The organism is Streptomyces sp. NPDC051907 (assembly GCF_040681075.1).
Classification (GTDB): domain Bacteria; phylum Actinomycetota; class Actinomycetes; order Streptomycetales; family Streptomycetaceae; genus Streptomyces.
This window is the reverse complement of record NZ_JBFAYB010000002.1, coordinates 209,558-227,993: the sequence shown is the minus strand read 5'-3', so window position 1 is coordinate 227,993 and position 18,436 is coordinate 209,558. Positions and strand designations below refer to the sequence as shown.

At 72.3% G+C, this 18,436-nt stretch carries 12 protein-coding genes; 7 read left to right on the top strand and 5 right to left on the bottom strand.

All coding sequences use genetic code 11. The features are described from left to right. Positions 1–238 precede the first annotated feature (238 nt). From AB0M39_RS02345 to AB0M39_RS02335, 3 genes are all read left to right on the top strand, one after another. Positions 239–2,839: a bifunctional FO biosynthesis protein CofGH gene (locus AB0M39_RS02345; RefSeq protein ID WP_365359200.1), complete on the top strand. Its 2,601-nt coding sequence runs from the start codon at positions 239–241 to the stop codon at positions 2,837–2,839. Positions 2,840–2,951: 112 nt separating this feature from the next. After that, a complete protein-coding gene (locus tag AB0M39_RS02340; protein ID WP_365359198.1) occupies positions 2,952–5,843 on the top strand; it encodes a tetratricopeptide repeat protein in 2,892 nt (963 codons plus the stop codon). A gap of 290 nt (positions 5,844–6,133) precedes the next feature. Then, on the top strand, positions 6,134–7,249 hold the full coding sequence (locus AB0M39_RS02335; RefSeq protein WP_365359196.1) for an ADP-ribosylglycohydrolase family protein: 1,116 nt from the start codon (positions 6,134–6,136) through the stop codon (positions 7,247–7,249). 98 nt (positions 7,250–7,347) lie between these two features. Here AB0M39_RS02335 and AB0M39_RS02330 read toward each other — a convergent pair whose 3' ends face one another. Next, a complete protein-coding gene (locus AB0M39_RS02330) occupies positions 7,348–8,130 on the bottom strand; it encodes an SDR family oxidoreductase (protein WP_365359194.1) in 783 nt (260 codons plus the stop codon). Positions 8,131–8,210: 80 nt separating this feature from the next. On the opposite strand from AB0M39_RS02330, the gene AB0M39_RS02325 reads away from it, so the two are divergent. Then, positions 8,211–9,065 carry a hypothetical protein gene (locus tag AB0M39_RS02325; RefSeq protein WP_365359192.1) on the top strand — a complete coding sequence of 285 codons (855 nt, stop codon included), beginning with the start codon at positions 8,211–8,213 and terminating at the stop codon, positions 9,063–9,065. 205 nt (positions 9,066–9,270) lie between these two features. Here AB0M39_RS02325 and AB0M39_RS02320 read toward each other — a convergent pair whose 3' ends face one another. The 3 genes from AB0M39_RS02320 to AB0M39_RS02310 all read right to left on the bottom strand — a co-directional run bounded on the left by AB0M39_RS02320 (position 9,271) and on the right by AB0M39_RS02310 (position 11,678). Continuing rightward, the gene (locus AB0M39_RS02320) at positions 9,271–9,474 is read right to left on the bottom strand and encodes a DUF397 domain-containing protein (RefSeq protein ID WP_365359190.1); all 204 of its coding nucleotides are present in this window, start codon (positions 9,472–9,474) and stop codon (positions 9,271–9,273) included. Positions 9,475–9,665: 191 nt separating this feature from the next. Beyond that, the gene (locus AB0M39_RS02315; RefSeq protein ID WP_365359188.1) at positions 9,666–10,523 is read right to left on the bottom strand and encodes a helix-turn-helix transcriptional regulator; all 858 of its coding nucleotides are present in this window, start codon (positions 10,521–10,523) and stop codon (positions 9,666–9,668) included. Between the two features lie 423 nt (positions 10,524–10,946). Next, positions 10,947–11,678, bottom strand: coding sequence for a GPP34 family phosphoprotein (locus AB0M39_RS02310; protein WP_365359186.1), 732 nt, complete (start codon positions 11,676–11,678; stop codon positions 10,947–10,949). 475 nt (positions 11,679–12,153) lie between these two features. Here AB0M39_RS02310 and AB0M39_RS02305 point away from each other — a divergent pair, with 475 nt between their 5' ends. From AB0M39_RS02305 to AB0M39_RS02295, 3 genes are all read left to right on the top strand, one after another. Further along, positions 12,154–14,583: a serine hydrolase gene (locus AB0M39_RS02305; RefSeq protein WP_365359184.1), complete on the top strand. Its 2,430-nt coding sequence runs from the start codon at positions 12,154–12,156 to the stop codon at positions 14,581–14,583. Positions 14,584–14,761: 178 nt separating this feature from the next. Then, the gene (locus tag AB0M39_RS02300; protein ID WP_365359182.1) at positions 14,762–16,591 is read left to right on the top strand and encodes an MFS transporter; all 1,830 of its coding nucleotides are present in this window, start codon (positions 14,762–14,764) and stop codon (positions 16,589–16,591) included. Positions 16,592–16,975: 384 nt separating this feature from the next. Then, positions 16,976–17,872, top strand: coding sequence for an adhesin (locus AB0M39_RS02295; protein ID WP_365359180.1), 897 nt, complete (start codon positions 16,976–16,978; stop codon positions 17,870–17,872). A gap of 35 nt (positions 17,873–17,907) precedes the next feature. On the opposite strand, the gene AB0M39_RS02290 is transcribed toward AB0M39_RS02295, so the two are convergent. Beyond that, entirely contained in the window at positions 17,908–18,201 is a 294-nt protein-coding gene (locus AB0M39_RS02290) for a hypothetical protein (protein ID WP_365359178.1), read from the bottom strand. Between the last annotated feature and the right edge of the window lie 235 nt (positions 18,202–18,436).

The window sequence follows — 18,436 nt, the reverse complement described above, 5'->3', positions numbered from 1 at the left end:
CAACGGATTAGAAGAGGAGTGTCGGGGTATTTCGGACAGCCCGTCGTCGTCGTCAACCTGCCGTCGCGCCACCCGCGTTCCCCCGTCGCCCAGATCGAATTGCGGACGCAAGCCTAGGCGGCGCCCCCGCACCGCACCTGAGCACGCCTCCTTGGATCGGCCGGATCTCGTCGGCCCCCGGCCAGGGCGTCGCCAGGTGGGACCCACGGCTGTCGGCACGCGCTCGTATGCTCGATTCATGACGGATCACCAGCCCGCGCGGCACCAGCCCGGGCCGCCCCCCACCGCCAATGCCATGCGCCGCGCCCTCAAGCGAGCCAGGGACGGGGTCGCGCTGGACGTCGGCGAGGCCGCCGTGTTGTTGCAGGCCCGCGGGGAGGACCTGGAGGATCTCACCGCGTCCGCCGCGCGCGTGCGGGACGCCGGGCTCGAGGCCGTCGGGCGGGCCGGGGTCATCACGTACTCCAAGAGCGTCTTCATCCCGCTCACCAAGCTCTGCCGCGACAAGTGCCACTACTGCACCTTCGCCACCGTCCCCGGCAAGCTCCGCCGCGCCGGGCACGGGATGTACATGTCGCCCGACGAGGTCCTCGACATCGCCCGCCGCGGGGCCGAGATGGGCTGCAAGGAAGCCCTCATCACCCTCGGCGACAAGCCCGAGGACCGCTGGCCCGAGGCGCGGGAGTGGCTGGAGGCCGAGGGGTACGACGACACCATCGCGTACGTGCGCGCTATGGCGATCCGCATCCTGGAGGAGACCGGGCTGCTGCCCCACCTCAACCCCGGCGTCATGACGTGGACCGACTTCCAGCGGCTCAAGCCCGTCGCGCCGTCCATGGGCATGATGCTGGAGACCACGGCGACACGCCTATGGAGCGAGCCGGGCGGCCCGCACTATGGCTCCCCGGACAAGGAGCCGGCGGTGCGGCTGCGCGTGCTGGAGGACGCCGGGCGGTCCTCCGTCCCCTTCACCAGCGGGCTGCTGATCGGCATCGGCGAGAACTATGAGGAGCGCGCGGACTCGCTGTTCGCGCTGCGCCGGATCGCCCGCGCCTACCACGGCGTCCAGGAGCTCATCATCCAGAACTTCCGCGCCAAGCCGGACACGGCGATGCGCGGCATGCCGGACGCCGAGCTGGACGACCTCGTCGCCACCGTCGCCGTCGCCCGGCACATCATGGGCCCGGCCGGAAATCTGCAGGCCCCGCCGAATCTCGTCGCCGGCGAGTACGCGCGGCTGATCGGCGCCGGGATCGACGACTGGGGCGGCGTCTCCCCGGTCACCATCGACCACGTCAACCCGGAGCGGCCGTGGCCGCAGATCGACGAGCTGGCCGAGCAGTCCGCGGCCGCCGGCTTCGAGCTGCGCGAGAGGCTCTGCGTGTACCCGGAGTTCGTCCAGCGCGGCGAGCCGTGGCTGGACCCGCGGCTGCTGCCGCACCTGCGGGCGCTGGCCGACCCGCAGACGGGCCTGGCCCGCCCGGACGCCGTGGTGGAGGGCCGTCCCTGGCAGGAGCCCGACGAGGGCTTCACCGCGTCGGGCCGCACCGACCTGCACCGCACCATCGACACGACCGGCCGCACCTCCGACCGGCGCGAGGACTACGACGAGGTGTACGGCGACTGGGAGGCGCTGCGCGAGGCCGCGGCGCCCGGCATGGTCCCGTCCCGGATCGACGCGGACGTACGGCAGGCGCTGGCGACGGCCGCCGACGACCCGACCCGGCTCACCGACGACGAGGCGCTCGCCCTGCTGCACGCGGACGGCCCGGCGCTGGACGCGCTCACCCGTATCGCGGACGACGTCCGCAAGGCGGCGGTCGGCGACGACGTCACGTACATCGTCACGCGCAACATCAACTTCACCAACGTCTGCTACACCGGCTGCCGTTTCTGCGCCTTCGCGCAGCGCCGCACCGACGCGGACGCCTACACCCTGTCCCTCTCGCAGGTCGCCGACCGGGCCGAGCAGGCGTGGGGGGTGGGCGCGGTCGAGGTGTGCATGCAGGGCGGCATCCACCCGGACCTGCCGGGCACCGCGTACTTCGACATCGCGCGCGCGGTGAAGGAGCGCGTCCCGGGCATGCATGTGCACGCCTTCTCCCCTATGGAGGTCGTCAACGGCGCCACCCGCACCGGGATGTCGATCCGGGAGTGGCTGACCGCCGCCAAGGAGGCCGGCCTCGACTCGATCCCGGGGACGGCAGCGGAGATCCTGGACGACGAGGTCCGCTGGATCCTCACCAAGGGCAAGCTGCCGACGGCGACCTGGATCGAGGTCGTCAAGACGGCCCACGAACTGGGCATCCGCTCCAGCTCGACGATGATGTACGGCCATGTGGACCAGCCCCGCCACTGGCTCGGCCACCTCCGCACGCTGGCCGGGATCCAGCAGGAGACGGGAGGGTTCACGGAGTTCGTGACGCTCCCCTTCATCCATACGAACGCACCCGTCTACCTCGCCGGCATCGCCCGCCCCGGCCCCACGGCCCGCGACAACCGCGCGGTGACGGCTATGGCGCGCCTGCTCCTGCACCCCTACATCCCCAACATCCAGACGAGCTGGGTGAAGCTGGGCCAGGAGGGCGCGGCCGAGATGCTCCGCTCGGGCGCGAACGACCTCGGCGGCACACTGATGGAGGAGACCATCTCCCGTATGGCGGGCTCCAGTTACGGCTCGTACCGCTCGATCAAGGATCTGACGGCCATCGCGGAGACTGCGGGCCGTCCGGCGAAGCCGCGTACGACGCTGTACGGCGAGGTCCCGCAGGAGCGTCAGCGGTCGGCGACGGAGTCGGACGGGCGCCTGCCGGAGCTGCTGCCGCTGGTCACCGACTGAACCGACCCGGGCGGACGGTACCCGTTGCCCGTACGGGCAACGGGCATCGGACAGCCTGCGCGCCCGCGCAAGCTCCCCGTACAGCCCCCCTCCCGCCTGACAGACTGGGCGGGTGAGCGCCTCCAGACTGTCGATGCAGGAGCTGATCCAGCGCCGCCGGCGCGCCGGATTCGTCGGGCGGCGCGCCGAACTCGCGCTGTTCCGGGACAACTTCGACCTGCCGCCCGAAGACCCGCGGCACTCCTTCGTCTTCCACGTCCACGGGAACGCCGGCGTCGGCAAGTCCTCGCTCGTGCGCGAGTTCACGCAGACCGCGAGCGAGCGAGGGGCCCTCACCGCCGTCGTCGACGAGTCCGTGAACTGCGTGCCCGACGCTATGGAGGCGCTCAGCGCGCAGTTCGCGCAGCAGGGGCACCCGCTCAAGGCCCTGGACCGGCTGCTGGCCGTCTACCGGCAGCGCAGGCATGAGGCCGAGGCGCTGGCCGCCGCGCCGGACGGGCAGCCGCAGGCGCCCTCCGCGGGGGGTATGGCCGCCGCTCAGGCCGGGCTGATCGGGCTGGGCATGGTGCCCGGCGTCGGCGCTCTCGCCGGGGCCGTCGACCCCGCCCAGATCGCCCAGGGCGCGGACCGGATGAAGGCCGCGCTCAGCGCGCGCTTCGGCAAGCAGGAGGACGTACAGCTGGTCCTCCACCCCGTCCAGGCGCTGACGCCCGTCCTCGCGGCGGAGCTGGCGCGGGTCGCGGCCCACGTCCCCTGGATCGCCCTCTTCTTCGACACCTATGAGCGCACCGCCCCCTTCCTCGACGTCTGGCTGCGCGATCTGATCACCACCCGCCGGCACGGCGACCTGCCCGCCCAGGTCGTCGTCACCCTCTCCGGGCAGCGGCCCCTGGACCCCCACTGCTGGGCCGACGCCGACGACTTCGTGACCGCGCTGCCGCTCGGGCCCTTCACCGAGGCGGAGGTCCGCCAGCTCCTCGCCGCCAAGAACGTCGTGGGGGAGGACGTCGTACGGGAGGTGATCGCCCTCTCCGGCCGGCTTCCCGTCCTCGTGTCCACCCTCGCCGCGAACCCGGGCGCGGTCGACGATCCCAGCGCCACCGCCGTCGAGCGCTTCCTGAAATGGGAGCAGGACCCCATCCGCCGCGCCGCCGCCCTCGCGGGCGCGCTGCCGCGGCGGCTGAACGAGGACGTGTTCGCCGCGGCCGTCGACCCCGCCCCGCACGAAGGGGCGGAGGGCGGCGAGGAGCTCTTCGGCTGGCTGCGCGCGCTGCCGTTCGTGAGCGACCGGGGAGGCAGGGCCCAGTACCACGACGTCGTACGAGAGCCGATGCTGCGCCTCCAGCGCAACAGCTCGCCCGAGCGCTGGCGGACCGCGCACACCCGGCTGGCGGAGGCGTTCGCCCGGTGGCGCGCCGCCGCCGGGGAGGGGCTGGCCGCCGACGAGCTCTGGGCGCAGGACGCGTGGCGGGAGCCGCGGCTGGAGGAGACGTACCACTCGCTCTGCGCCCGCCCTCGCGCCGCGCTGGCCGCCGCTCTGCGCGACGGCGTCGATGCCTGCGACGCGGGCGCGGTCGCGGCCCGGCGCTGGGCCCGGACCGTCGCCGAAGCGGGCGCCGACGGCGACAGCGAGACGCTGCGCACGCTCGGGGCCGACTGCCTGGCCGCCCTGGAGGACGAACAGCGCCAGAGCCTCGGCGTGCTGGGCTTGATCCTCGCCCGCCCCGACCTCGACGACCAGACCCGCGTCGCCGCGCTCGTCGTCCGCGGCCGGGACCATCGCAAGGCCGCCGCCTACGAGGACGCGGTCGCGGACTACCAGCGGGCGCTCGACCTCGACCCGGACTGCCTGCGCGCGCTGTTCGGGCTGGGCGAGACCTATAGGCACACCGGACGGTACGAGGAGGCGTCCGCCCAGTTCGAGCGGGCCCTGCGACTCGACCCGGCGGACGCCTGGGCCCTGTCCAGCCTCGCCCAGACCAAGCACGCGCTGGGACGCAGCGAGGAGGCGCTCGCCGACCTGGACCGGGCGCTCGTCGCTCGGCCCGCCCATGTCTGGGCGCTGGTCCGCAGGGCCCAGGTCCGCAACGCACTACGGGACGTCGACGGCGCCCTCGCGGACATCGGCCGCGCCCGGGAGCTCGACCCGGACAACGCCTGGATCGTGGGCGAGAACGGCTGGATCCTCCGCCACGCCGGCCGCTACGAGGAGGCCGTCGCCCTCTTCGACCGGGCCCTGGCCATCGACCCGGCGTACGCGTGGGCGCTCGGCAGCCGGGCCATGGCGAAGAACGCCCTGGGCAGGACCGACGACGCGCTCGCCGACCTGGAGGCCGCGCTGGAGCTGAACCCCGGCTATGTGTGGGCGCTCCTGCGGCGCGTAGAGATCCACCGCGAGCGCGGCGACAGCCTGCGGGAGTTCGTCGACCTCGACCGGGTGGTGGAGCTGTCGCCGTCCAAGCAGTGGGCGCTGTCCCAGCGCGGCTACGCGCACCAGCTGGCGGGACGGTACGAAGAGGCCGTCGCCGACTACGGCCTGGCGCTCGTGCACGATCCGCGGTACGCCTACGCGCATGTCTCCCGGGCCCGCGCCTACGAGCGGCTGCACCGGTACGAGGAGGCGCTGGCGGACCTGGACCGCGCGCTGGAGCTGGACCCGGGGCGAGCCTTCGCCCATGTGGCGCGGGCCGCGGTGCGGCGGGCGCTCGGGGACCTCGACGGCGAGCTGGCGGATCTGGACCGCGCGGTGGACCTCGCCCCGGAGAACGCGCCCCACCTCATCGCGCGGGCCGAGGCCCATAGCCGCGCCGGCCGCCGCAGGCAGGCCGCCGAGGACTACGACCGGGCGGCCGCGCTCAGCCCGGAGCGGGGCGAGGAGCTCCTCGCCCTGGCCGCCGAGGCCCGGACCGAACCGGCCGGCACCCAGGCCCGGACCGAACCGGCCGGCACCCAGGCCCGGACCGAACCGGCCGGTGCCGAACCGGCCCGCGCCGACGGCCGGTGAGCCGCCCGCGGATCCCCCGGACCGCCAGCCCTTACTGCCGCCCGCGGATCCCCCAGACCGCACCCCAGACTGCCGTCCGCAGCCCAGACCGCGCCCTGTCTGGGCCCTGCCCGCACCCCGCCCGCACCCCTCCAGCACCCCGCCCGCACTGCTCATATCGGTCCTGATGGGTGACCTACGGGCGTCCGCTCACATTCCGCGCAACTGCGCATCGCAGCCCTGAACCGATCGCCTTCCGTCGATTACAGTGCTGCGCCGGGGCATACGTTCGACGTGCGGGGAGGGGCGCCGTGAGCGCAACAGCCACAGCCGTCTGGGGCCGTGCCGAGCAGCAGGACTTCCGCGCCCGTGTGCGCGGCGCCCTGCTCGGCGGCGCCATCGGCGACGCGCTCGGCGCGGGAGTCCGCGCGCTCACGCTGGAGGAGATACGAGCCGCCCATGGACCGGAGGGCGTCGCCGACTTCGTGCCCGCCCATGGCCGGCGCGGCGCCGTCACCTCCGCCACCCAGCTGACCCTCTTCACGGTCGACGGGCTGATCCGCGCCCAGGTCCGCCGTGACACGGGCGCCTGGCATCCGCCCACCGACGTGCACCGCGCGTATCTGAGATGGGCCGCCACCCAGCGCGACTGGGGGCCCGACGAGCGCCGCAAGGACAACGGCTGGCTCGCCCGCGAAGAGTGGCTCTATAGCTGTCGCGAGCCCGCCAAGGTCACCCTGCTCGGCCTCGCCGACGAGAGCCTGGGCACCCTCGCGGCGCCCAAGAACCCCACCGCGCGCGACGCCGGCGCGCTGGTGCGCTCCGCGCCGTTCGGGCTGCTCGTCGGCTGGGAGCCGCAGCTGGTGTGCCAGCTGGCGGTGGAGTGCGCGGCCCAGACCCACGGCCACCCCACCGCGTATCTCTCGGCCGGGGCGCTCGCCGTGATCGTGCACGGGCTGGCCAGGGGCGAGACCGTCGACAGCTCGGTGCAGCGCGCCCTCGCCCAGCTGGCCGCGCGCCCCGGGCACCAGCCGGTCACGGACGCCCTCAAGCAGGCGCTCGGCGCCGTACGGCAGGGCATACCGAGCCCGTCCCGCGTCGCCTCCCTCGGCGAGGGCCACAACGCCGAGGACGCTCTCGCCATCGCCGTCTACTGCGCCCTCGTCGGCGAGGACGTCCGCCATGGCCTGCGCCTGTCCGTCAACCACGACGGCCCCTCGGAGACCACCGGCGCGCTGACCGGCGCGCTGCTGGGCGCCCTGCACGGCGAGACCGCGCTGCCGCCGGCCTGGCTCTCGGAGCTCGAGGGCCGGCCCACGCTGCTGGAGATCGCGGACGACTTCGCTATGGAGATGACGCAGGGGCCCGCGCTGCACGGCCCGACGGTGACGACCCCCGGCTGGCTGGCCCGCTACCCGCGCACCTAGCCCGACGCCGGCCGGGCAACAGACGCGCCCGACGCCGACCGCACACGGGACGCACCCGGCGCCCGCGTACCCCGTACGCCCCATAGGCAGAAGGAGCGCTACCGCATCAGCTCGCCCGCGTTGACCAGCAGCGACTGGCCCGTGATCGCCCGCGCCCGGTCGGAGGCCAGGAAGGCCGCCGCCTCCGCCACATCGCCGTCCGTCGCCAGCTCGGGCAGCGCCATCCGCTCGGTGAGCCGCTCCAGCACCTCCGGCTCCGGCACCCCCTCCGTGTGCGCGGTGAACTGGACGTACGCCTGTACCGGCGGCCCCCACATCCAGCCGGGCAGTACGGTGTTGACCCGGATCCGGTGCGGGCCCAGCTCGCGCGCCATCGAGTACATCGCCGAGGTGAGCGCGCCCTTGGACGCCGCGTACGCCGCCTGCCACACCTGCGAGGGCGCGGCCACGGCCGACTGCGTCCCGATGATGACGACCGAGCCGCCGCGCTCCTTGAGCGCGGGCAGGCAGGCGCGGGTCATCCGGAGCGTGCCGAGCAGATTGACGTCGAGGACCTGCTGCCAGGTCGCGAAGTCCGCGTCCTCCAGGCCCCCGAAGTAGCTGTCCCACGCGGCGACGTGGACCACCGCGTCGATCCGGCCGAAGCGCTCCAGCGCCAGGGCGGCCAGCGCCTCGCACTGCGCCTCGTCGGCGATGTCCGTGACCCGGTACGCGGTCCGCTCGCCGCCCGGATCGATCTCGCCGGCCGACTTCGCGAGGTTGGCCTCGGTGCGCGCCCCGAGGACCGCGTTGCCCCCGTCCCGTACGACCGTCGCGACGATCTGATGGCCGAGTCCCGCGCCGACGCCGGACACGATCACGGTCTTCCCATTGAGCGACATCCGCGTCCTCCCGGCTATGGCACATCTTCTGACGGAGCGTCAGAGTAGGTCCCTCCTGCGTCGGAAGGAAGGGGATCGGAGTGCCTGACGACACACGCGGCGAGGTGTACGCGGAGCTGGCGGCCGTCGGCCCGTACGGAGTGCGCCCGGGCCACGCCCTGATCACCATGGTCGAGCCGCATCCGGGCCACGAGTACGCGTACAACCGCTGGTACGAGGACGACCACTACTACGCGGGCGCTATGGCGATGCCCTGGATCTACGCGGGCCGGCGCTGGGTGGCCACCAGGGATCTCCAGCTCCTGCGCTACCCGGAGAAGTCCCAGGTCGCCCAGCCGGTGACGGCGGGCTGCTACATCTCCACGTACTGGATCACCGACGGCCGCTATAGCGAGCATATGAAGTGGACCGTCGGAATCAACAAGCGGCTCAATCGCGACGGCCGCGTCTACCAGGACCGTACCCACGTCTTCACCGCCTTCCAGGACCACGAGGCGACCGTCTACCGCGACGGCGCGGCCGGTCCGCGCGACTATCACGCGCTGGACCATCCGTACGCCGGTCTGGTGGTGGAGGTCGTCGACGCCGACGGGCCCGAGCAGCGGGCGGAGCTGCTGGAGTGGCTGCGCGCGAGGCATCTGCCCCGGCAGCTGGCGCCGAGGGGCGGCGTCGCGGCGCCTGCGGCTATGGTCGCCGTCTTCCGGCCGACGCCCCTGCCGGGCGACCGGATGACGTACGTGAAGCAGGTGGAGGGCGTGGACAACCGTCTGACGCTGCTGTGGTTCCTTGAGGAGGACCCGAGGGAGCGTTGGGACTCTCACTTCGCCGCTCTCGACGCAGCGGTCGTCGAGTCAGGGCTCGGCAGGGTGGAGCTGGTGGCTCCCTTCATCCCGACGGTCCCGGGCACCGACCGCTACGTCGACCAACTGCGCTGAGTTCTCGGCGGAGACCGCTGATCCCTCGGCGGAGCCGGCTGAGGTCGGGGACGGCCGGGACGGTCGCGGACTGGGAGCGACGGCCGCCGGGGCATGGCCGAGCCCCCTCGGCCGGGACGGCGGACCAGTCGAGAGGGCTCTTTCAGTTGCTGCGCTGTGCTGTTGGGTTCCGCGCTGGCGGGCGCTCTGTCGGCCGGCGTGGTTCTCAGCCGAACGTGCCCTGGCCCACTTCGTTCACGAACGCGTTCCACGCGCCGGGGACGAAGCTGATCGACGGGCCGGCGGTGACTTTGGAGTCCCGGACGGCGATCGTCTGCACAACAGGGGACTTGACCTCGACGCATGCGCCGTTTCCCGTGGAGTACGAGGACTTCGTCCAGGTCTCTGTCGCGCCCTGAATGATTGCCATGTTCGCTCCGCTCAACAAGTGATGTGATTCGCGCCAACGTTCATGCTGGCGTGATCGACGCTACTCGCTTGCTTCGCTGTGCGAGATGGGCATTCACTCGACCGGATGGCATATTCCATGTGCGTCTTCCGCCGCGAGGTGGCGGGGGTGTACCGTACGGCCCCCCGCGCCGCCCCGGCCCGCTACGTCCGCTATCTGGCGTATTCCTTGGCGGTGTCGGCGATGAAGGCCCGCGTCTGGTCCACGTTCAGAGCCTGAGCCCGAAGATGCTCGTACATCACGCTGTATTTCTGTACGTCGTGCGCCTTCTCCAGATACAGGTCGCTGGTCACGCCCTCGATGTACACGACGCTCGAGTCGGAGGCGTCCGGGAACTCCAGAATCGCGTACTGCCCGTTGATGCCCGGGTGCGCGCCCATCTCGAACGGCAGCACCTGCACCGTGACATGCGGCAGCTGGGACAGCTCCACGAGATGCTCGAGCTGCTCGCGCATCAACTGCTTGTCGCCGACGAGCCGGTGCAGCGCCGCCTCGTCGATCACCACCCACAGCCGCAGCGGGTGCTCGGCGTCCTTGATGCGCTCCTGGCGGCGCAGCCGGACGCTGACCCGTTTCTCTACGTCGGTCGTACCGCTCTCCGGCAGCGCGCCGGCGATGAGCGCCTCGGCGTACGGACGGGTCTGCAGCAGACCGGGGACGACCTGCGGTTCGTAGACTCGCAGGCTGGCCGCGTCGGTCTCCAGGCCGATGTAGACGCTGTACGGGATGTCCCCGAAGGCGTGCCACCAGCCCTGCTGGCGGGAGTCCTTGGCCATCTGCATGAGCGAGTCGACGATCCGGTGGTCCTCGACCTCGTAGACCCCGCACAGGTCCCGGACGTCGCGCTGGCTGATGGAGCGGCGGCCGTTCTCGAGGCGGCTGATCTTCGACTGGGAGACGAGCAGGCGCTCCGCCACCTCTTCGGCCGTCATGCCCTTGAGCTCTCGGAGCCGGCGCAGCTCCTGGCCCAATCGGCGTCGCCTGACGGTGGGGTTGACGTTGGACGCCACGGAAACTGCACCTCCGGCTGCGTAGCTGTGCGTATCTACTGCTCAGCAGACTGCCACCAATGGTCGTCGCTGCGCTGCGAAATGGCTACACGCGCGAACGCGCGGAGCAGCTCAGGGCTGCCCCGCGCGTCATGTGCGGCTCCCGAACCGGGTCGTGGGGACGTCGGTGCGGCGGAATTACGGCGTTGCTCTCGCTGCGCGGCCGACGCTGCGCGGCGAGTCGTGCTGGTGCGAATGTCGTGCTAGTACGGCCGGTACGGCTGGTGCTGCCGGTCGTGCCGGTGGTGCTGATGCAGCTGGTGCTGCCGGTCGTGCTCGTGAAGCTGGTGCAGCCGGTCGTGCTGGTGTCGGCTGGGCGTGCTGCTCGCCCTGCCGGTGCTGCGGCTTCCGCCTCCGTGTCGCTTCCGCCTGCCCCGGCGCCGCTCAGTGTGCGGCGACGCGGGCCATGCTTCCGCGACGCGGCTGCATCGCCACGGCGGCGGCCGGCTGGCGCGCGCCGGCCGGAGCGGGACTGCTACGGCGCGGCTGAGCGGCCACACCGTTCTGGACGTCCATCACGGCGTGCGCCACGAGGCCGCCCATCGGGTCGTGCCTGATGAGATCCCGCAGCCGGGACCTCGAGGAACGCCCTTCGTTCCCGGGGTACAGGTGCTTGCCGAGTCCGACCGCGTGGGCCAGCGCGGCGAGCGCCGCGGTCCGCGGGTCCGGCGGTACGCCGGTGCGGATCGCACTGTCCAGCCGGGCCCTGATGTCCCGGCTGATCGCCGTGTCCGTCGCTTGGTAGCGAGTCGTCGGCAGCACCCCGCACATCTGGCCCGCGACGGCATGGACCATGCCGCACCGCTCCAGATGCGAGAGGTAGATCTGGCGCAGCCCCAGTCGGGGCCCGCCAATCCAGTGGACTGCCCGAACCGGACTGCCGCGTCTGCGCAGCAGTTCCAGTGCGGAGTCCAGAGTCGGATCTCCGGTCGGCCGTGGCATCACCACGGCGATACGATCCCCGTCTGGGGCTATCCGTCCTGCCAGAGCCAGCTCTACTAGCTGTGCCCCGGCCAGGCCGAGGTCGAGCGACTGCGGCTGCGCTGTGGTACCCGTTGCCGGGTCCAGAGCGAGCAGCAGAAGCTCCTCCGGAAGTGTTCTGCGGCTCCTGCCCATCCATGCCTCCCCGCGTGGATGAATGACAGGGTGACCCCTCTCACATTCATCTGTCGAGAGTGCCTGGGTGCTTTGTATGGGAACCGTTAGGTATGTCGTTCTCGTCTAGGCACTGGGGTCGAGCGCTCACACAGGACACTGGTAGATGGTTCGGACAACACGGGCTGTCGAGCTTCGCGGCCCGTTCGACGTACATATGGCGCATGGAGGAGGCACGGTGGCGGGCGAGTCCCCCGACAGGTCGGAGCAGCGGAAGTCGTCGGGGGAGACGACTCCGGGCGGCGAACGCGACCCGCGGCTTGCCGTGTTCCGTCAGGCATCCCCGGGAGCGACGGCTCCCGTAGTGGACCAGCCGACGGCGGTCTTCAAGACGATGCCTCCCGAATCAGCCGATTCTCCCACGTCTGAACCCCCCACGTCGTCGGCGTCCCCGGAGCCGGGCACGGAGTCCGGCTCTGCGGAGAATGACGCACGCTTGCGCGCCGCGGTTGCCGCGTGGGTGGCGGACACGGACGACGCGGGCGACGGCGAGGGCGAGAAGCCGGCGGAGCGCGACTCGGAAGGCGCTGCGGGCGCCGCGGGCGCGGCGGACGGGGGGTCTGCCCCCGGCGACGACGCGCCTGCGGACGACTCGGCCGCGGAGGGTTCCGCCGACGACGGCGAGGCCGAGGCCGACGCCGAGGCGGACGCCGAGACCGAGTCGCGCGCCGAGGCTGACGCTCCGAAGCCGGAGCCGGCATCGGAGCCGGAGTCGGAGTCGGCATCCGAGCCGAAGGCCGAGTCGGATTCCGAGGCGTCCGAGCAGGCGTCCCTGCCCGCACCCGCCTCCGCGCCCGCTTCCGCGCCCGCGGCTGAGTCCGCGAAGCCGGCGGAAGCCGACGAGGCGACGGACGCCGAAGCCGCCCCGGCCGCCGAGGCCGCCGTGCCGGACGAGGCGAAGTCGGCCGCACCCGAGGGCGGTACGGCCCTCTCGACGGCCCAGAAGCCCGCCCAGGGCCGCGGTACGGACCGTTCCGGTTCCGAGGAGACCCCGGGCACCTCCTGGGGCGCCAAGCGGGCGCAGGGCGACGCTCAGGCCTCGGACCGTGCCTCCGCGCCCGCGTCGGAGAAGCCGGACGACGCCGAGGGCGCTGGCTCCGACGCCGCCGACGACTCGGCCAAGGGAAGCGGAGCAAACGCAGCAAACACTGCGAACGCCCCCGCCGCGCCTCCCGTCGACCAGGCCACCGCAGTGTTCAAGGCCCTGCGGCGCCCCCCTGTCGACTCCCCGACCACGGCGCTCAAGCTGCCCCCGTCCGCCAAGCCGGACGCCAAGCCGGACGCCAAGCCGGCCGCCGAGCCGACCTCCAAGCCCGAGCAGAAGCCCGCCGCCGAGCCCAAGCCCGCCGCCGAGCCCAAGCAGGCCGAGCCGAAGGCCGCCGAGCCCAAGCCCACCCCTCCGGCCGAGTCTCCCTCCGAGCGCACCAGCAAGTTCGTACCGCTCCGGGGCCCCGAGGCGCGTACGCCGAGCCCCGCGCCGTCCGAGGCGCGTACCCCCAGCCCCGCGCCGTCCGCGGCGCCCGCCCCGCCGCCCTCGCTCGCCGAGGCCGAGCGGACCAAGCAGCAGCCCATGCCGCCGCTGCCGCCGCTCGATCTGCTGGCCGAGCTGACGAACACCCCGCCGCCGCCGCAGACCCCCGTCCGCACCGTCGTGCGCCGGGTGAAGATCTACACCCCGCTGGCGCTGCTCCTCCTGGTCGTCTTTGCGATCGTGCAGGCCGTGCGCCCGCTCCCGGCCCCCGCGCTCAGCCTCTCCGTCGAGCCCGTCTACAGCTTCAAGGGCGGCAAGCTCAACCTGCCGTGGCCCGACGAGGGCCAAGGCGCCGCCGAGGTCGAGGGCGTCGGCAGCCTCGGCACGTACGGCGCGCAGAAGCCCGCGCCCATCGCGAGCGTCGCGAAGACGATGACGGCGTACGTGATCCTCAAGGAGCACCCCATCACCGGGGAGCAGGAGGGTCCGAAGATCCGCGTCGACAAGAAGGCGGCCGAGGAGACCGACTCCAAGGACGAGTCGACGGCGCCCATCAAGGAGGGTCAGGAGTTCACGCAGAAGCAGATGCTGCAGCTGCTGATGATCCCCTCCGGGAACAACGCGGCGCGTCTGCTCGCCCGCTGGGACGCGCAGACCGAGGAGGCGTTCGTCAAGAAGATGAACGACGCCGCCAAGGACCTCGGGATGACGAACACCACGTACACCGACCCCAGCGGTCTGAAGTCCTCCACCGTCTCCACCCCGCAGGACCAGATCAAGCTGGGCAAGGCGGTCCTGCAGAACGACATCTTCCGGACGATCGTCGACACGCCGCAGATCAGGATCCCCGGCATCGACAAGCTGATCGTCAACAACAACAACCGCGCCCTGCTCGAGCCCGGCGTCAGCGGCATCAAGACCGGCTCGTCCACCCCGGCCGGCGGCAATCTGCTCTGGTCCGCCAACACGGTCGTCGACGGCGAGAACCGTCGCATCGTCGGCATCGTGATGGGCGCCCAGAACACCGACCAGCTCTGGAAGAAGCTGGAGCTGTCCATCGACTACAGCCTGGCGGTGATCAAGGCGGCGCAGAAGGAGGTCACCTCCGCCACCGTGATCAAGAAGGGCGACGTCGTCGGCTACGTCGACGACGGCCTCGGCGGCCAGACCCCCGTCGTCGCCACCAAGGACCTGAAGGCGGTCGGCTGGCCCGGCCTCGAAGTCAAGATCGAGATCTCCCCCGGAGCCAAGGCCGTCCCGCACGCCGCCAAGACGGGCGAGGTCGTCGGCGAGCTCACCGTCGGCACGGGCACCGGCAAGGTCACCGCTCCGGTCGCGCTCCAGCGGGACCTGGCGGAGCCTGGATTCGGCGACAAGCTCACCCGGCTCGGCTAGCGCCCCCGACGGCCCCGACGGCCGCGCGGGCGTCCCGGAAGCACCGGGACGCCCGCGTGCTAGCGTCCCTGGGCAACTCGCGGGCGTCGGGACACGTCCTTGTGCATGAAGCGTTGTCTGAACAGAGCGCGTCGGAGGCTGCCAGGTGCGGGGCCCGGACACGACGGGGAGAGCCGCAGTGACCACCGCTGAGCCGACACGGGCGGACGGCAGCAGCACCACGCAGACGGACCCGCGCCCGGGTCCGCGAATACCGCTGCCGTCGTTCGGCCCTTCAGACCCGGGCCCGCTCGCCGATCTCCGCGACCGGCTGGTGCGCCACCCGGTGGCGCTGACGACCGCGATCGCGGCCGTCGTCCATCTGCTCTGGTTCTTCCTCTTCGCCAACAGCGGCGGCGACATCGCCGCTCAGGACGCCTGGGCGGAGTTCGTGGGCCGCCACCCCGACTCGGCGTACAACCTCGCCTGGTACGGGGGGATGCACCCCGTCTCGTACAGCGTCGTCTCGCCGTATCTGATGTCGATCCTCGGCGTACGGACGACGATGATCGTCGCGGGCACGGTCTCCGCTGCCCTCACCGCGCTGATCCTGGTCCGCGTCCGAGCCGTCCGCAACCCCGTGGCCTGCTCCTTCGCCGGGGTCTTCGCCTTCCTGTGCAACGCGCTCTCGGGCCGGGTGACCTTCGGCCTCGGCATGATGTTCGCGCTCGGCGCGGTCGCCGCCGTCTTCTGCTGGCCCTACCGCTGGCGGTACAAGCGCTGGGCGAAGGCCGCCGTGGCCGCCCCGCTCGCCGGTCTGGCCACCGCCGCGAGCCCGGTCGCCGGGCTGTTCCTCGGCGTGGTGGCCGCCGCGCTGTTCCTGAACAAGCGCCGCCCCGGCGCGTACGCCCTCGGCCTCGCGCCGGTCGCCGTCGTCGGTCTTTCGGCGTGGCTGTTCCCGTTCTCGGGCACGCAGCCGATGTCGTTCTGGTCGACCTCGCTGCCCTTCCTCTTCGGGATCCTCGTCCTCGTCCTCGTGCCGAGCCCGTGGCGCACGGTCCGCACCGCCGCCGCCGTCTACTCCTTCGGCACCCTGCTCACCTGGGTGATCGACTCCCAGATCGGCTCGAACGTCTCCCGTCTGCCCATGCTCTTCGCGGGCGTGGTGCTGCTGGCCGCGCTGCCGTACACCGCGCCGAAGTCCCGTCAGTGGTACGCGCTCGTGCTCGCCTTCGTGGGCCTGAACTTCTGGATCGGCTTCAAGGGCGTCGACGACATCATCCGCACGGCGCCGACCGCGTCCTGGAACCGCGAGCTCGCGCCGCTGGTCAACCGCCTCCAGGAGGTGGGCGCCGAGCGCGGCCGGGTCGAGGTCGTCCCCGCCAGCAGCCACCGCGAGGCCTCCGCCCTCGCTCCGTACGTCAATCTGGCTCGCGGCTGGAACCGGCAGGCGGACATGAAGCGGAACCCTCTCTTCTACGACGAGGACAAGGTCCTCACCGCCGCCGGCTACCGGGCCTGGCTGGACCGCTGGGCCGTCCACTACGTCGTTCTGCCGGCCGGGTCGCCGGACTCCACCGGCGCGGCCCAGGAGGCGGAGCTCGTACGCCGCGGCCAGCCGTATCTGACGCGTGTCTGGGGCGACGACAACTGGCAGCTGTTCGCGGTCAAGGACCCCGTCCCGCTGGCGGACGCGCCGGCCACGGTGGAGCGCGCCGGCGCTGGCGAGATGCGGCTCCATGTGCGCGAGGCGGGCCGGGTGCTGATCCGGGTCCCGCACTCGCCGTGGCTGAGCATCGTCGACGAGGACGGAACGAAGGTGACGCCGCCGCAGGAGACCGCGGAGTCGAGGGCGCGCGAGGACGGGCCCAAGGAGTACGTCAATCTGCACGGCTGTCTGCTGAAGACGGAGAAGAACGCGGAGGGCGACGAGTGGACCGAGCTGCTCGCGCCCGAGCCGGGGGTCTACCGGCTGGCCGCGCCGTACGACATTCCGCGCGGCACGCCCTGCCCGGACGAGCTCCGCTGACGCGGGGTGAGCTTGCTGCTGAGGCGGGTGACTTCTCTGCTGGCGCGGGGTGATCTCCGCGGAGGCGCGATGACTTCGTGGCGGCGTGGCGGCCTTCGTGGGGGCGCGGCGACGTCCGCGGCGGCGTGGCGGCCTTCGTGGCGGCGCGGTGATCTGTGATCGGGGCGCCGTGAGGGGCGCGATGATCGGCGGCGCGTCGGCCTTCGTGGCGGCGCGGCGACGTCCGCAGCGGCGCGATTGGCCTTGTTACCTGCGTTAACACTATCTGCGCCCCGCACGCTGCTGCATAGTGGACTGCTCTGGCATACCGCGCAGTTGGTCTAGTGGTTCAGGTGCGACATGAGTTGCGAACGATGCGACGGCAAGGGTGACGGTGCGCTTGGGGTGAGATGCCCGAAGTGCGGTGCGGAAGGCAGGCCTAGATCGCGCTGGGTCGCCGGGGAGACCCTGGCGGGACGCGTCTCCCTGCTCTCGCGCACGGGGAAGATCGTGCTGGCCGGGGGCGTCATGCTGACGGCGCTCGCCCTGGCGGTGTCGGCGATGGCGCTGTCCGGCGGCGGCGCCGAACCGGCGGGCGGGGCCGAGGCGTCCGGCGGCGACTCCGACCGCCCGGGCGGCGGCGGCCTGGGCCCGGGCGACATCGGCGGGCCTCCCCAGCGGATCGCGCCCACCGACCGGGTGACGCCCTCGCGCTCGCCGCTGCCGACCCCGAGCAAGGTCGACCCGAGGAAGCCGAAGGAGCCGGAGCCTCCGCAGAACGCGCAGGGCCCCTCCTACTCCGCCTGGGCGGGCCCCGGCTGCACCGGCGGTGGCCGCTATAGCGAAGTCGGCCGCTTCGAGGACGGCGACGAGGGCTGGTACACCGTGGATTCCGGCGGACGCAGCGGCGACGGCTGCGACGGGAGCTTCTCCGCGATCCCCATGTCGGGCAACAAGGGCGAGGACGGCGAGAGCGCGGCGACGTGGTCCTGGTACGTCGGCAGCGGGTACCAGACCTGCTCGATCGCCGTCACGATCCCGCAGAGCGAGCGGGACAGCGATGTGGCGGGGCAGCCCACCACGTACCTCGTCCTGGCGGACCCCGCCAACCCGGACAGCGCGATCAAGTCCTTCACGATCGACCAGACCGAGCTGCGCGGCCGCGGCCAGGTCATCGCGAAGGTCCCGGTCAGCGAACAGCAGCTCACGGTACGGCTCGTGGACAGGGGCGTGGACTCGGGCGCCGACCGCGAGGGGGCGCATCACGCGGCGGCGCCGATGCGGGCGGAGTGCCGTTCCTGAGGCGGGTCGCCCGCGCCCTGCCCCTCCTTCTTCCCTTACCCCGCCCGTTGCTGTTCGCGTTCCCGTACGGCTGTGTCGCAGGCGTCGCAGTGCAGGCCGTCCCACCGGGGAGCGTGCCAGGTGGCGGGGTCGGGCGCCGTGTGGACTGCCTTCTCCATGCCGGCCGCCGGACGGCCGCACATCGTCCGCGCCTCGGCCCACCCGATGCCGCCGGGGTCGGGCCACCGAACCGCGTGCACGCGGACGGGCTGGCGGATGTCATGGCCGCTGGGGCCGAAGTGTTCTTGTTCCTGTGCCTGGTCCTGTATCGCAGTCGCGTACTGACTCATGCGCACCGACCCTAGGCCGGAAAGGGCCGCCATGAGGCCCGAACGTCTGTCTTCCTGCGCGTGGGCGCCGCCGGCCGACGTCCCGCTAGAGACCCGTACCCAGCCCGCTCCGGGCCTTTCCAGACCTTTCCAGGCCCGGTTCAAACCCCGTTCGCCGCGATTGACGCCCTTCGAGTAGTCGCCGCCGGGTAATCCCTTATCAGCGGACATCACGGATGGTAGGCGTATGACTACA

Excerpts from the sequence above, each read along its gene's own strand:
- AB0M39_RS02345 (WP_365359200.1), top strand. The coding sequence starts at position 239 with ATGACGGATCACCAGCCCGCGCGGCACCAGCCCGGGCCGCCCCCCACC.
- AB0M39_RS02330 (WP_365359194.1), bottom strand. The coding sequence starts at position 8,130 with ATGTCGCTCAATGGGAAGACCGTGATCGTGTCCGGCGTCGGCGCGGGA.
- AB0M39_RS02320 (WP_365359190.1), bottom strand. The coding sequence starts at position 9,474 with ATGGCAATCATTCAGGGCGCGACAGAGACCTGGACGAAGTCCTCGTAC.
- AB0M39_RS02310 (WP_365359186.1), bottom strand. The coding sequence starts at position 11,678 with ATGGGCAGGAGCCGCAGAACACTTCCGGAGGAGCTTCTGCTGCTCGCT.
- AB0M39_RS02290 (WP_365359178.1), bottom strand. The coding sequence starts at position 18,201 with ATGAGTCAGTACGCGACTGCGATACAGGACCAGGCACAGGAACAAGAA.